The following is a 15,283-nucleotide window of genomic DNA, read 5'->3' as shown; positions in this document are numbered from 1 at the left end:
AGTGTCATACCGTGGCTTGACCACGGTATCCAGAAAAAACCTTAATAAAAGACTGGATGCCGTGGTCAAGCCCACTACTGTACGAACGTTGAAAAAAGGCTGTGTCATGCCGTGACTTGATCACGGCATCCAGGAAAATAAAGCCATATTAGACTTATTTTAGAATCTTTTTATGATATTATAAAGCTGGATTCCGTGGTCGTAGCCACGGAATGACAGAATTTTTACCTCTTTATTTAAACGTTCGTACAGTAGTGGGTCAAGCCACGGCATGACACCGAAACACTTTGCAAAAATTCGAGCCATGCAACAACGCCCCGCCGCAGCTAGGAATGACATAGAAAAATAAAAGAGTATAAATGAAAATTCTGAACATTATGCTAAGCCGTGACCTTGGCGGTATTCAGCAGGCTTTTTTAGATTATAGTAGCGCCCTGCGGCTGCAAAAAGTTGAAGTTATTAATGTAACTAGCTTTAGAGCAAAAATAAATGCCTTCTTACCTTCAAAAAATTTTATATTGGGCTATAAATTACCGAATTTAGCACCCATAGATTTTTTTTCAAGCCTTATTCTTAAATATATAATCTATAAAACCAAACCTAATATAATTATCGCCCACGGCAATAGGGCAATAAATTTTAGTAAATTTGCTAAATCTAAACACATAAAACTAATCGGGATTGCTCATAATTATAGCTTAAAAGGCTTAAAAAAATGTGATTATGTGATTGCTTTAACTAAGCATATGAAAAAGCATTTGTTAACACATAATTTTACTGATTCAAAAATTTTCCTTCTACCGAATATGATAAATATTAAAAAGGATTTTATTCCGCATAAACTATATACAAATCCTATAGTGATCGGCATGATTGCTAGATTAGTACCTAAAAAAGGAGCGAATGTTTTTATAGAAGCGATGCATATTTTAAGAGAAAAAAGATATGAATTTAAAGCAATTATCGGCGGGAACGGCGAAGAGGCAAAAAAATTATTATCCTTAACGGACAAATTGGGACTTAAAGATTATATATTATTTACGGGCTGGGTTAAAGACAAGGATAAATTTTTTGCAGGGCTTGATATTTTTTGCCTTCCGTCATTGCATGAACCTTTCGGTATTATATTACTTGAAGCTATGGAGGCTAGTTTACCGATAGTCAGCTCTAACACCGAAGGTCCTAGCGAAATTTTAACCCATATGCAAGAAGGATTACTTTGCGAAAATGCCTCAAGTGAAGATTTAGCCGAAAAAATTATGTATCTTATTGATCACCCAAATAAAGCGCAAAAATTTTCTCAAACTGCCTATTTAAAATTAAAAGAAAATTATGATATTAACATCGTTTCTAAAAAACTAGTTGCATTTTGTGAATCTATTTAATGCCGTATCTTGCTTCCGATACCAAAAACGTTGTTGCATGGCCTGAAAACGGGAATCCAGTCTTATTTATGTCATGCTGAACAAGTTTTGCGCATCTTTTTAGTAGATACTGAAATAAATTCAGGATGACTATTATTTTCTGGATTCCCGCTTTCGCGGGAATGACATACTGCTGCTTTTATTGAGCCGTGCAACAACGCCGATACCAAAAGAAATATACCGGCAAACCGCTAAAGGTAAACATACTAGCGATAATTAAAGTTTTTAAAGGTGTTTCGTAAATAATCCAACCACAAAAAATAATCGATAAAATGCCGATTAGCGGATAATAATAAGCCGCTTTTTCTTTGGAAGTAAAAAGTATTTTTAAAAATGCTATACCGCAAATCAAATAAACGAATAAAAAAGCAACTACCGACATCTCCATTATTTGAGTGATTTGATCAAAGAAACTCTCATTAGCCGTAAAAATCAATAAAGGTACGATCCCCCCGCAACTTATTATAAGCCCCCATATAGGTGCGTCGTCGGCATTTTTCTTAGCAAATAAGCGAGGCATTAGCCCGTCTTCCGCAAGCCCTAATGCGATTTGCCCGCTTGTTAACACCCAAGCATTTAACGTACCGATACAGATAACCGACGCTATCAAAGAGATTAATAAATGCCATCCCCCGCCGAAAAGTAACCGAGCCGCATCAACATACGGCGCTTTAGAATGCATTAATTGCGTGCCGGAAATTAAACCCATTATCCCGATGCTATTGATAAGATATAGAGTCGCTACGCAAATAGTACCGAACACTATAGCCCTTGGGATCGTCTTTGAAGGATTAATTACCGAACCCGCCGAAGTAGTAGCGCATTCTATGCCGATAAAGCACCAGAAAGTTAGTAACGCTACTCGTCCCATAAGCTCCGGCAGTCTTAAGTTAACCACTTTTTCATCGGTAACAAAATTATTAAGGTCAAACCGATATAATGCGCATATTGCCACTATCAATAAAGGAATAAACTTTAAAATAGTAAGAAAAAACTCGGCACGCGCCGCTATTCCCGGACCTTTAAAATTTAAAGCGGCAATAGCAATTAATAATGATATTTCGAGAATCAAATAAACCATATTAGTTTGATCACCGATTAAAGGAGTTAAATAACCTATTGCCGAAATAATCACCGCACCGGTACTAACAAAGGAAATAATCCAATAAGTCCAACCGGTAAAAAAAGCGGCAAAATTACCGAATGCCTCTTGAACATATACATGCGGACCACCGGTTTTCGGGAATTTTGCACATAAAGCGGCAAATAACAACGCAATGCTAATAGCACCGCAGGAGGATAATATCCAGCCCCAAATACTATATATACCGAAAGGGGCTAAACTGGCCGGTAATATAAAAATTCCCGTGCCGATTTGGCTACCGGTTACCAAAGCGAAAACCGACCAAAAACCTAGTTTTTTTAACATAAATTTTGTTGTGTTTTTGTTATTTGTGGAGAGTTGGTAATGTACACCGTCATTGCGAAGCCACGAAGTGGCTGTGGCAATCTAAGCTATACTACTATGATTTTTACTCGATGTCATTCTAGTTCAAACGGAGCATTGTTGCATGGCTCGAAAATTAACAACAAAATCGTCATTGCGAAGCCACGAAGTGGCTGCGGCAATCTAAAAAATATAAATTTCATAGCATTTTTTACTATTTTTTCTCTAGATTGCCGCGTCGAAACTACGTTTCTCCTCGCAATGACGGGATAAAACCAAACCATGCAACAAAGCCCCGTGAAAACGGGAATGACCTATTGCTGCTTTTATCAATCTACGCAACAATATCCTCTAAATCACAAAAATATAGAGAAAGAGGATATTATGCAATGTTTTTTTGTAACCAATAAGAACTACAGGCAAAAAAATCGGGGTTAGCAAAGTTCTTTTTACCGTAACTAATTTCCTTGCCGTCAAGATCGAAAATATTACCGCCGCTAGCTTTGATTAAAGCATGACCGGCAGCGATATCCCATTCCATAGTTTGCCCGCCGAGTTTAGGATATAGATCAGCCTCTCCTTCCGCGATTAAGCATAATTTAATAGAACTTGCTATACTTTCTATCTTATTTATTAAATATTTATCCAAAAAATTCGTTGTTGCTTTATTTTGATGATGGAAACTAATCACCGCATTAAAACCGTTTTTCTTAGATTCTTGGTTAGCCGCCCCAAGCAAGGGAATTTCTACTGAATTTTGTTCAATTTTTAAGTTACCGTTCGCATCGGTATAATATAATTTAGCATTTGAAGGCTGATATATTAAGCCGATAGTCGGAATGCCGTTTTTTATAAGACCCATATTTATAGTATAAGTATCTTTACCGCTTATATAACTTTTTGTTCCATCAATCGGATCAATTAGCCAAAATGTATCGCTATTTAATAGCGGCAGCGGTTGTTCCTCACAAATTATTGTTACGCTAGGGGTTAAAATTTGTAAATCTCGATAAATAAGCTCGCTGATTTCTTTATCTGCATTGGATACAGGAGAACCGTCAAGCTTATCCTCAACTACTAATCCAACTTTCTTGATATCTAAAGCAATTTCTCCGGTTTTAATAATTAAATCTTTTAGGGCATTAATTAGATTACTCATAGCTAATATTTATTCATTCTCTTGTTGGCTTTTTAAAAAATTTTCTGCTTCCGCGTCTTCTAACCACTTACCGGTCTTCAGAAGCGTATCTTGCTGTAATTTGGCTGTATGTTCATCAGGATAGCCTATTATTCTTTGCCACCCCAAATATTCTATACCGTAATATTCTACATCGACCATTCTCAAAAAAGAATCTATTTTTTTTAGTTCCGTCTTATTATTTTCAAAAATTACAATTTTAAGGGGAGCGGAAGGTATAATTTTTAAAAACTTAATAAGAGTTTGGAGTTTGCTTGCAGTACCGGTAAATAATATACCTTCATAAAAAACAGGAGCATCTGCATCATGATCGTCAAACCTAAACATTTCTTTATTATTAACCTTATCCGTAAAATTAATATTAAATGCTCGAAGCTGACTATATTTCCACCCTTCAAAATTATTAATTAACTTACATGGCGGAGTTACTTCAGTAAAACCAAAAACCATTGCACCTTGCGATTTCATCTTATTTATAAAATCAGACCAATTCGGTTCTACTAACATCATCTGCCTTTGCACCATTAACGAAGCTATTATCCCGTTAATTGCATAGTTAGACTTTGCCAAGTTATATAAATTATCTACAAAAGCTATATAAGGATTATTATTATAGCGAAACATTTTCGATTGCGGCGTGATAATCGTATTATCTATATTAACTAATACCAGTGTAGCAGCATCAATTTGCGGCAATAATTTTTTAATTGTTATTGAATCAATGGAATAAGTAGGAATTATTTGACCGTAACTTATAAAAGGCATGACCAAGAAAAATAATAATAATAATTTGTTGTGTATACTGCTCATAAATGAAGAGTTAAAAATGTCACCGCGTGGCTTGGTAGGCGTTGTTGCATGGCTCGATAAAATCATAGTTGTCATTCCCGCGAAGGCGGGAATCCAAAAAAAATACTTAAAATAAACAAAATTATATAAAAGTTTACTATATAATTCGCTTAAATACTTTTCCGGATTCCCGCCTTCGCGGGAATGACATCGAAAATTCGAGCCATATGACAAGATATTTAGATTAATTGAGTGTACCGTCATAAGGATTTTTATTATTTTGCTTGTTGGTTTTGGTCGGTGAATTGGTTCTTTGTACTTTATTTACTTTGTTTACCAAATTATTAAAAAATTTAGTATAATACGCTAAATTCTTTTCATTATCATTTTCTTGATCGGCAGTAACATAATGATAGCCGGTATAAGCGATGTTAGAGTTATAACTACTAAGCTGCGCCTGCATAGAGCCTAATAGCTCTTCATCGCTACTGATTGCTATAAGAATTTTCGGCATAAATTTTACTTCAATTAAAAAATTAAGTATTAGCTCAGCCTGCGGAGTGTTATTGCTGCTTAATATACCTTTATAAAATACCGGATAAGTATTATCAAAACTTCGTAAATTATTAAAGATTATATAGTTACTTTGTGAGAAACTTCGAGAAAAATCAATATCAAAATTCTTCTTTAAATAATCGGCTAACCATATTTCAAGCGTAGGGATGTTATTAAAATTACCGGTGAAATTTTTACTAACCGCTATTATAGCTATATTGTTATTACTAATTATTTTTATAAAGTTCGGTAAAGCGGTATCTGCTAACTCTTGTTTATAATCAACAAGAAGTAATTGATCTATATAAACTTGCTTTGATTGTGGTTTAATCTTTTTAAAAATCGGCAATAATTTAGAATAGCCCTCTTGACCAAGCGCAGACGCTGAAGGCAATAAGGACTTAAATATTAGCTTATCGAGTCCTATAACTACTAGCATATCCTGCGGTAAATAGTCTTTATTATAAATTTCTTCAAAATCTTGATTTATTTTATCTAAGCTATCAACTTCAATAATTTCTGCTGTCGCAATGCCGGTACCGAACAATATTAAAGCAATAAAATATTTCTTAATAAATAATTTTAATTTCAAAAATAACATAATAATTAATAATTTTTTTATATTTTTTTGACGTCATTCTCGTATATTTAGTGGTAGCATATTGTTGTGTTAATATCAAATAATATCAATCAAAATATAGAAAAATATGTTCGGTAAGATTTTTAGCTCGTTAGGGGGTACGCTCGGTAGCACTTTCGGCGGAGGCATATTATCAACTATAGGTAGATTTGCCGGCAAGGCTTTCGGCGATTATTTAGACCGATTAAATCATGAACCGGAAGAATATCATCGCTTTAAAAATATTAAGGAAAGTTTTCATTTATCCACAGCTCGTTACGGCGAACCGATAGCTCTAGTTTTTGGTCTTGCCAGAGTTAGCGGCAAAATAATCTGGGCAAATCAAATTAAAGAAGTAGAAAATACGACTAGCTACAAAGAATATTTCCCTTATTTTCATCAAGTTAAATCTATCGGTAGTTTAACGGAATGCAAATATTACTTATCTTGCGCTATCAGCATATGTGAAGGAGAAATTACCGAAATTACTAGAGTCTGGGCAAATGATGAATTAATAAATTTGGGTAAATATAATTTTAGATTATATTTAGGTTCGGAAACTCAAACTCCCGATCCTTTAATTGAAAGCTGCTTAGGACTCGGTAAAACTCCCGCTTTTCGCTCTCTTAGCTATCTGGTATTTGAAGATTTACCGCTAGAAGATTTTAACGATTCTATTCCAAATTTTGCATTTGAGGTAACAAGAAAAGCTAATATCCCTATGGAGGCTAATTATTCAATAGTCGAGAATTTAATAAGTGCTATAAATATGATTCCGGGATCGGGCGAATATGTTTATGATACGATAGTACAATACAAAACGATAGAAAGCTCTTACGGCAGCGTTATCAGCCATACGGCAATTAACTCACATAATCAGCTTAATATTGCCGATAGCGTATTTAGCCTTAATCAATTACAAACTATTTGTCCAAATATAAAATGGATAGCACCGGTAGTTTCTTGGTTTGCCGATAACCTAAACACTGAACTATGTAGTATAAAACCGGCGATAGAATTTAACGATCCTCATACTAAATATTCGGCGGAATGGCGAGTAAGCCATTATAGCCGTGCGACCGCTAAAATTATTTCTAAAGATAATAACAATAATCCTAATTACGGCGGCAGCGTTAACGATGCTAGTTTACTTCGTTATCTGCAGGAACTTAAAAAGCGTAATCTAAAAATTATGTTTTATCCGATGTTTTTTATGGATGTACCGGGCAAACTGTGGCGTGGCTACGTTACCGGTTCGCCTGATTCTATCCATCAATTTTTTAATAAAGCAGAAGGATATAATAATTTTATTCTTCATTATGCAAGGCTTGTTAAAGATTATGTTGACGCTTTTGTTATCGGTTCGGAACTTATCGGTATTACGAGTATTAAAGATTCTGCCGATAACTTCCCCGGAGTTAATGAACTTATCAAGCTTGCTAAATTAGTCAAAGAAATAGTCGGCGTGCGGGTATTAGTCACTTACGCCGCTGATTGGTCGGAATATCATCATACAAGCGGCGGCTGGTATAATTTAGACCCGTTATTTGCCTCTCCCGACATCGATTTTGTCGGTATAGATGCTTATTTTCCTATAACTAGAACTTTAAACTCACAAATAACAGGTGAAGAAATTATAAAAGGTTGTCATTCAAGTGAAGGTTATGATTACTATCTAGACTCCGACGGGCAAAAGCAACCTCTATCTGCCGCTTATGCTTGGAAGAATTTAAGATATTGGTGGGAGAATCATCATTATAATCCTAACGGCTTAGTTACAAATTGGCAGCCGAAAATGAAAAAAATATGGTTTACCGAATTTGGCTTTCCTTCAATCGATAAAGCACCGAATCAACCGAATGTATTTTTTGATCCCTTTTGTCAAGACGGCGGAGTACCTAAATATTCTTCCGGTGCTACGGATTTTACAGTACAACGTACAGCGATAAAAGGTTTTTTAGAATATTGGCAAGCAGAGGAATATATTGAAGAAATGTTTTTATGGTGTTGGGACGCTAGGCCCTATCCTGCTTGGCCGCACGGTAATATTTGGCGCGATAATCATTTATGGGAAAAGGGACATTGGGTTAACGGTAAATTCGGTAGCTGTAGCTTGGCGGCAATAATTTTGGAATTATCTAATAAATGCGGTATCTCAATGCACAAAATCGATATTTCTACTATCGATGAGACAGTAGAGGGATTAGTGCTAAATAAAGTTTTATCAACAATAGATATTATCAATTCTTTAAGAATATTTTATTTTTTTGATATCTTGGCAAATGAGCGTGATCAAATCAAATTTATTAAACGCGGTTACGGCTCTTTACATAATTTAAATCAACAAGCATTAATAAAATTATCGGATAATAGTTATTTAAAACAAACCGAGATACCGAAAGAAAATATTATCAGTAAACTGGCGATTAATTTTATTGATCGTTTCAATAATTATAATAATTATTATTGTTACGTAAATAATGAAAATTCTTCAAATAACCCACCGCTAGCTCTAAAAATACCTATTATTTTATCTCCTATAGAGGCAGAGAGATTAGGGCAATTAATCCTAAAGAATGCCGCTTTAGAGAGCAAAATAATAAAATTCGTAATATTATCCATATTTCATGGTTATGAGCCGGGCGATTTTGTAATATTACATTATTTTAGTTACCGGTATCAAGTGAGAGTAGTGAGTATTGAATTATTAAACCTTACTTCTCTAATTACCGGTATTATTGATGAGGCAGATTCTTATTATTTACCGGCAGCAAGTACTACTGCTGTGGTAGAATCAATCAGCTTAGATGAGGCTAAATGTATTATTCTTGATTTACCTTTTAATATTGTCAGTACCGGCGACCGACCTTATTTAGCTGTTTATTTACAAAGCAATATCAATCAATTTTTATATATTTCCGAATCCGGCGATGACTATGTTAAAATAGCTAATTTAACTAAACGCACTTATATAGGGTCGGTAGTTAATTTTGACAATGCCGCAAATATTAATATTGTAACGGTCGATACGATATCCAAGCTTATTATTAGCTGTAAAAATTTTGAGGATATTGTAATTAATGATTGGAATTTAGCAATTTGGGGTCAGGAAATTATTAAATTTCAAAAATGGCAAAAACTAGATACTCATACCTACCAAATTCAAGAAATGATCAGAGGTAATTTTTCTACTCAACAATTCATATATTCTCATGGCAATAATGAACATTTTATTTTATTAGAACGCAGTCCTAATATAATTCCCGTATCGTCTAAATTAAAAAATAAAGCAGTCTATTTTAAAGTCGGCAACCTTAAACCGTGGAAATTTAACTTTCAAAACAAAGCAAATATAAAAGATAAATAATATTAATATAGTTAATTTAAGAATAATTATTTAGCATTTGACGGGATAAGATTAAGACCTGTAACCTTAGCGGTTTTTGCATTATCCAACAAAATATTTTCAATAAAAGCCTTACTAAAATTGGCATTTGTTAAATCGGTATTACTAAAATTCGTTTGATAAATCTTTGCTGACTCTAATACACTATTAGTTAATATTGAGCCGGAAAAATTTGTTTTATTAAGTGTTGCCATAGTAAAATCAGTATTTTCTAAAATAGAATTTTTGATTACGGCATTTGATAAATTTGCATTTTTAAAAATTGAGCCGGAAAAATCTGTTTTATCAAATGTTACATTACTAAAATCAAGGCTTTGAAAATTCATATTCGTTAAATCATTGATTTTTTGTAAGTCCTTAACTGAGCTTATTATTATTCCTGTCTGGAATTTATTAAAATCGTTACTATTTAAAATAATATTTTTAGTGAATAGAGCATTCACAAAGCTAGAATTTACATAAGTCGTATTATTTATTTGCGAATTTGTAATAGGGGAAGTATCGAATACCGTATTTGTTAAAGTGGAATTAATTAAAGCTATTTGAGACAAATTGCTTAAAGTAAACTTACCTTCTAAAAAGTTAACATTTTGTATTAAAGCTTTAGCAAAATTGACTTTAGTAAATTGACTATTTGAAATATTCGAGTTTATTATTCCACTATTGGTTAAGTCACTGCTAATAAACGCTAACTGTTTGATATCATTATTATTAAAAAACGTATTAACATAAGTAGAGTTTTCCGAGGTAATATTTGTCGCTTGTATTTTATTAAATTTTGCAAAATTAATATTGCTATTTTTTATTGATAAATTGCTTATTTTGTTATCATTAAAATTTGTATTATTTAGCAAACTATTTTCAACTCTTACCTGTTCTAAACTAGAACTACTAAAAGCGGCATTTTGAAAATCACACCCGACAATATTAACATTTTTAAAGATAGTAGATTGAAATGAAGAAAATGAAAATATGGAGTTATTAGCTTGAATATTATTAAAACTTGCTTCATTAAAAATGCTTTGAGTAAAATTTGAATCTTTAATAACTAACGAATTTAACTTAGCTTTACTTAAGTCGACTGATTCAAAATAATTATTACTTAGATTGCTGTTACTTGCCGATATCCCCTGTAAATCAGCACCGTAAAAAATAGAGTTTAATATTGTCGTATTTTTAAAACTACTACTTCTAAGGCTAGCTTTTTGAAAATTAACATTTTCTATATTATTATTATTCCAAAGCGTGGAAGTGAATTTTGCATTTTCAAAATTTACATTTTTAACAAGGGTTTTATTAAATGCGGTATCGGTAAAATTTGCTTGGATAAAATTTGTATCTCTTAATGTTGCCCCTTCAAAAATAGAACCTTGAAAATCAGAGCTATAAGCAGATACATTTTGTATTACTGAATTTGAGAAATCGCTTTCTTGTATTATCGCATTTGTTAAAATTGCTTGTTGTAAATTTGTACCGGAAAAATCAACACGTAATATTTCACAGAAACTTAAATCTATTCCCGATAAATCTTCATTAGTTAGTTTTACGCCAATTAATTTCAATCCTCTTAAATTTGAACCGAATTTATCTTTAATATTAACTTTAAGTTTTTTAGTATTTTGAGCAGCTATATAATTTTTAATTACTAGACTTTGCTTATCAGTCAGCAAACCGTTTGCATCACGAGTCGGTTCTGAACAAGCGGTTAAAAATAATAAACTTGCTATACATAATAAATATATATACTGCTTATATTTCAGGAATTGGATTTTATTAAGCATTAACTTCCTCATACTCTTCATCATTTAGTCTATTTAGAGGAACATGTAAACTTAACAATTTTAATTTACGATGTAGGGCCGAGCGTTCCATCCCCACAAAGGATGAAGTTTTAGAAATATTGTTATTAAAACGACTCATTTGAGCCGATAAATATTGCCGTTCAAAAACTTCTCTAGCTTCTCTAAGCGGCATAGATAACATATCAAAGCTATCTTCCAATTTAGTAAGATTAGCACTATTCGTTAAAATCTCGGAGGGTATCATATAAGGCTTGATTACTTCATTATTGCCGGAGGTTAACGGGTTCATAATTAAAGTCCATTCAACTACGTTACGTAACTGTCTGATATTACCCGGCCACTCGTAAGATTGAAGAGCGGCGATAGTTTCATCGGCAAAATTACGCTCTTTTAACCCTGAAAATTTAGAAAGCTGTTTTACAAAATACTTGACTAACAGAGGTATATCTTCTTTCCGTTCATATAATGAAGGCACTTTTAAAGAAGCAACGTTAAAACGATAATAAAGATCTTCTAAAAATTTACCGTTATTTACTTCTTCTTGCATGTTTTTAGAAGTACCGGTTATTATTTTTATATCAAGTTTGATATTTTTCCCGCAAGGTTTTTTTATTGATTGGTCCTTTAAAAATTTAAGAAATTTTATTTGGATAGGTATAGGAATATTACTAACTTCATCAATATATAACGTACCGTTATTAGCAAATTCCAGTAAGGTAGGGCGTTTATTACCGTTTTCTACTTTATCTACCTCCCCGAATAATTCTTGATGAATCTTTTCGGTACTCATACACATCGGGCTAAAAATAATGAAAGGATTATTTACTCGCTTAGACTTTTTATGAATTAATCTTGCAGCAAGTTCCTTACCGCTACCGACTTTACCGTGAATCATAACACGGCTAGTAGCAAAAGCTGCTTTTTCAATTTCTATTTTATGTTTTACACTAACGGAAGATTCGCCTATTAGTTCGGTTTTATCTATAACTTTTGATTTAAGATCAATATTTTCGCGTTTTAATTTTGTTACTTCGCATGCTCTTTTAAGTAAAATAACTAGCTTATCATTACTAAACGGCTTTTCTATATAATCATAGGCACCTATTTTTATAGCATTTACCGCAGTTTCAATTGTACCGTGTCCACTAATTATTATTACCGGCATTAACGGATAACGTTTTTTTATTATCTCTAAAATTCCGAGCCCGTCAATTTCACTCCCCTGAAGCCAAATATCCAAGATAACCGCCGATACGGGTTTTTCGGCAAGTATTCTCAAAGCCTGGGTACTATTAGCCGCCACTTTAGGATTAAATCCTTCATCTTTTAAAATTGCGGCAACTATATTTCTTATATCTTCTTCATCATCTACTACAAGAACATCGATTAGCGACATTGGTTTACCTTAAAATATTAATGTAAATATATACGTTAGTGCTGAATATAAAAGAAATCAATAGTTTTTTATAACATTTTTGTCACAATATATATTTAGGGTATATTATTGGAGGAAAATTGATAGGATTAAGTTGTTGCATGGCCCTAAAAAAGTGCCGTATATCATTCTAGCTAAAGGCGGGACCTTGTTGCATGGCTCGAATTTTTGCAAAGTGTTTCGGTGTCATCTAGTTGCTTGACCACGGCATCCAGTCTTTTTATTAAGATTTTTCCGGATACCGTGGTCAAGCCCACTACTGTACGAACGTTTAAATAAAGAGGTAAAAATTCTGTCATTCCGTGGCTACGACCACTTCAGTCCAGCTTATAATATCATAAAAAGATTCTAAAATAAGTCTAATATGGCTTTATTTTCCTGGATGCCGTGATCAAGTCACGGCATGACACAGCCTTTTTTCAACGTTCGTACAGTAGTGGGTCAAGCCTCGGTATGACAAGTTTTAAGCGATTTTAACCATCCACACAACAATGCTTTCCCGTTTTCATGGGAATGACATAGAATCGATAGGTATAACAACATTTATTTACTGTTGTGTCTGCTGATTCTGCTGAAGCTGTGGAGTCTGTTGGTTCTGCTGAATTCTATTTTGTCTTTCTATTTTCTTTGCTTCTCGAGCTTCAAGCCTTCTTTGTTCTTTTGCTTTTTCTTCTATAGAATTAAGGAAATAATAAGTAAACACTAAAAAGCCAATTAGCAAAGGAACAAAAGTAAATAATATTGCTTTGAGCTGCTTTTTTGAATCCTCAGCTTTTTGCCTTTTTTCTTCTTCTGTTTCTTCCTCTTCGTGCAGAGGAGTTAATAACTTTTTTTCTTCTTCATTACTCATTTTTTTCCTCGTTTATATGGTTATTAAGATAAATCAACCAACAATTTTGCTAAAATTATAAACCGGCTTCCACTATTTTAATATAACGATTTTACTAATCTAAGATAAATTTTCTTAATACGTAAATATACCGGTTAATTTGAAGTAATAAAATTGTTTTTTTATATAATGATGGAAGCTAAACATCACATTATTCTAATTAAAAAATAATGAAAATAAAAATATAGTCAAGTATTTAAGTTGCTCTATAAAATAAAAAGGCACTTATTGGTTTATATTTGTCTTTTTTTGAATAAAAACTTTTAATAACTTTAGTTATGCTATTAAAAAGGTTATTTATCCAAATCATTTTAGATTTAATTTATTATCCGGTCGGATTATCTAAACTAAAAATTTTCTTATTATCGTCATATGAAAAAATTTCCGCGTATCTTCCCCAGGCTATTATAGATTTTAAAGTCATAGCGGCATCTTCTTTAGATAATTTATCTTCAAGTTGCATTTGAAAACGAGATAATGGAGCTTTATGATCAAAACGCTGATGTAGAATTTCACATATATAAGACGCAATGGATATATTATCAAGCAAGTGTTTTGCTAGCATTTTTTTACGCGTTTCGGAATCACCGGCGGCAAACTCTTTCCCGGCTTTATTTAATTTAATATTATCGTATGTTAGGATTGCAAACTTTAATATATCTAATGCCCCGACTATACGAAGGATTTCTTCGGTATTATTAATATGAAAAATTTTAGATAATTCGGCAAGACTAGCAGTGCCTTTATAAGGAGGAGCAAATAAAGCTTCCACACTACCGATTAATTGATTTATTTGAGTTAAGTGAATTTTTTGATTAATATTAGAAATATCAATTTTCTTATCACTAACTGAAGATTTATCGGAAGCGGATACCATCAGTCCATAAATTTTGTCGGCCATAACGCGAAATTCGGCAGTTTGGTTATCTCTTGGACGCGGCAGCGTAATAGGTAACTCCGACACAATACGCCCGGGATTGGATGAAAAAATTAATACTTTATCCGCCATAGTTATAGCTTCCTCAATAGAATGAGTAATAATAACTACCGATTTCATTTGAGTTTTACCGTTACTCCATAAATCAAGAAAGTCATTCTTTAAGTTATTTGCCGTTAACACATCAAGAGCGGAAAAAGGCTCATCCATAAGCAAAATTTCCGGTCTTAAAACTAAGGCTCTAGCAAAGCCTACTCTTTGTTTCATCCCTCCGGATAACTCTCTTGGATATGCCGATTCAAAACCGTCAAGCCCTATTAAATCTATAGCGGCTAATGCTCTAGTTCGACGTTCCTGTTCAGAAATTTCTAAAGCTTTTAAACCGAGTTCAACATTTTCAAGAACCGTAAGCCACGGAAAAAGGGCAAATGTTTGAAATATCATACCTATTTCAAAACAATCATTAGCTTTTTCTTGGTTATGGTAAATTAGCTTACCGCTAGCAGGGCTGCTTAAGCCGGCAATTATTCTAAGCAATGTTGACTTACCGGCTCCCGATTTTCCAAGAATAGCAACTATTTCATTAGATTTTAAAGTAAGGTTAATATTATCAAGTATTTTTTTTCTTACATTTTTATTAGTCATAACGGTTTGAATTGCGGAACTAAGTGTAAGTAAACTATTATTAATCATTACCATGAACCATAGAAGTTATACTGTTCGTATGTCATTTTTGTATGAATCAGAAATTACTATATTTTGAGTATTTTTAAAAATGCGTC

The 15,283-nt window shown here is 33.0% G+C and carries 14 protein-coding genes; 3 read left to right on the top strand and 11 right to left on the bottom strand.

Translation table 11 applies throughout. The annotated features are described in order from the left end of the window. Positions 1–159: 159 nt before the first annotated feature. The gene (locus AAGD64_RS03930; RefSeq protein ID WP_341793935.1) at positions 160–306 is read right to left on the bottom strand and encodes a hypothetical protein; all 147 of its coding nucleotides are present in this window, start codon (positions 304–306) and stop codon (positions 160–162) included. Between the two features lie 53 nt (positions 307–359). Here AAGD64_RS03930 and AAGD64_RS03925 point away from each other — a divergent pair, with 53 nt between their 5' ends. After that, the gene (locus AAGD64_RS03925; RefSeq protein ID WP_253307866.1) at positions 360–1,385 is read left to right on the top strand and encodes a glycosyltransferase family 4 protein; all 1,026 of its coding nucleotides are present in this window, start codon (positions 360–362) and stop codon (positions 1,383–1,385) included. Positions 1,386–1,456: 71 nt separating this feature from the next. Here AAGD64_RS03925 and AAGD64_RS03920 read toward each other — a convergent pair whose 3' ends face one another. Both AAGD64_RS03920 and AAGD64_RS03915 read right to left on the bottom strand, forming a co-directional pair. Next, on the bottom strand, positions 1,457–1,579 hold the full coding sequence (locus AAGD64_RS03920) for a hypothetical protein (RefSeq protein WP_341793934.1): 123 nt from the start codon (positions 1,577–1,579) through the stop codon (positions 1,457–1,459). Beyond that, positions 1,564–2,853, bottom strand: coding sequence for an APC family permease (locus tag AAGD64_RS03915; protein ID WP_341793933.1), 1,290 nt, complete (start codon positions 2,851–2,853; stop codon positions 1,564–1,566). Before AAGD64_RS03915 ends, AAGD64_RS03920 begins: the two co-directional genes overlap by 16 nt. Positions 2,854–2,892: 39 nt before the next feature. On the opposite strand from AAGD64_RS03915, the gene AAGD64_RS03910 reads away from it, so the two are divergent. Beyond that, entirely contained in the window at positions 2,893–3,144 is a 252-nt protein-coding gene (locus tag AAGD64_RS03910; RefSeq protein WP_341793932.1) for a hypothetical protein, read from the top strand. 109 nt (positions 3,145–3,253) lie between these two features. On the opposite strand, the gene AAGD64_RS03905 is transcribed toward AAGD64_RS03910, so the two are convergent. The 3 genes from AAGD64_RS03905 to AAGD64_RS03895 form a co-directional block, all read right to left on the bottom strand. Further along, on the bottom strand, positions 3,254–4,030 hold the full coding sequence (locus tag AAGD64_RS03905) for a 3'(2'),5'-bisphosphate nucleotidase CysQ (RefSeq protein ID WP_341793931.1): 777 nt from the start codon (positions 4,028–4,030) through the stop codon (positions 3,254–3,256). Between the two features lie 9 nt (positions 4,031–4,039). Continuing rightward, positions 4,040–4,879 (bottom strand): DUF2608 domain-containing protein, encoded by an 840-nt coding sequence (locus tag AAGD64_RS03900; protein ID WP_341794152.1) that lies wholly within the window; start codon positions 4,877–4,879, stop codon positions 4,040–4,042. Between the two features lie 223 nt (positions 4,880–5,102). Beyond that, a complete protein-coding gene (locus AAGD64_RS03895; RefSeq protein WP_253307870.1) occupies positions 5,103–6,014 on the bottom strand; it encodes a DUF2608 domain-containing protein in 912 nt (303 codons plus the stop codon). 106 nt (positions 6,015–6,120) lie between these two features. On the opposite strand from AAGD64_RS03895, the gene AAGD64_RS03890 reads away from it, so the two are divergent. Further along, positions 6,121–9,399, top strand: a complete 3,279-nt coding sequence (locus tag AAGD64_RS03890) for a glycoside hydrolase TIM-barrel-like domain-containing protein (RefSeq protein WP_341793930.1) — start codon at positions 6,121–6,123, stop codon at positions 9,397–9,399. A 26-nt stretch (positions 9,400–9,425) separates the two neighbouring features. On the opposite strand, the gene AAGD64_RS03885 is transcribed toward AAGD64_RS03890, so the two are convergent. From AAGD64_RS03885 to AAGD64_RS03865, 5 genes are all read right to left on the bottom strand, one after another. After that, on the bottom strand, positions 9,426–11,219 hold the full coding sequence (locus tag AAGD64_RS03885) for a pentapeptide repeat-containing protein (protein ID WP_341793929.1): 1,794 nt from the start codon (positions 11,217–11,219) through the stop codon (positions 9,426–9,428). Then, positions 11,212–12,636 carry a sigma-54-dependent transcriptional regulator gene (locus AAGD64_RS03880; RefSeq protein WP_253307872.1) on the bottom strand — a complete coding sequence of 475 codons (1,425 nt, stop codon included), beginning with the start codon at positions 12,634–12,636 and terminating at the stop codon, positions 11,212–11,214. The genes AAGD64_RS03885 and AAGD64_RS03880 overlap by 8 nt, the downstream gene beginning before the upstream one ends. A gap of 173 nt (positions 12,637–12,809) precedes the next feature. Continuing rightward, positions 12,810–12,974, bottom strand: coding sequence for a hypothetical protein (locus tag AAGD64_RS03875; RefSeq protein WP_341793928.1), 165 nt, complete (start codon positions 12,972–12,974; stop codon positions 12,810–12,812). Between the two features lie 248 nt (positions 12,975–13,222). After that, a complete protein-coding gene (locus AAGD64_RS03870; protein WP_410525862.1) occupies positions 13,223–13,525 on the bottom strand; it encodes a hypothetical protein in 303 nt (100 codons plus the stop codon). Between the two features lie 364 nt (positions 13,526–13,889). Continuing rightward, positions 13,890–15,194 carry a nitrate/sulfonate/bicarbonate ABC transporter ATP-binding protein gene (locus AAGD64_RS03865; RefSeq protein WP_341793927.1) on the bottom strand — a complete coding sequence of 435 codons (1,305 nt, stop codon included), beginning with the start codon at positions 15,192–15,194 and terminating at the stop codon, positions 13,890–13,892. Positions 15,195–15,283 lie beyond the last annotated feature (89 nt).

Source organism: Rickettsia endosymbiont of Ceutorhynchus obstrictus, assembly GCF_964026565.1.
Classification (GTDB): Bacteria; Pseudomonadota; Alphaproteobacteria; order Rickettsiales; family Rickettsiaceae; genus Rickettsia.
The sequence above is the reverse complement of the archived record's forward strand: the minus strand, read 5'-3'. Positions and strand labels throughout refer to the sequence as shown.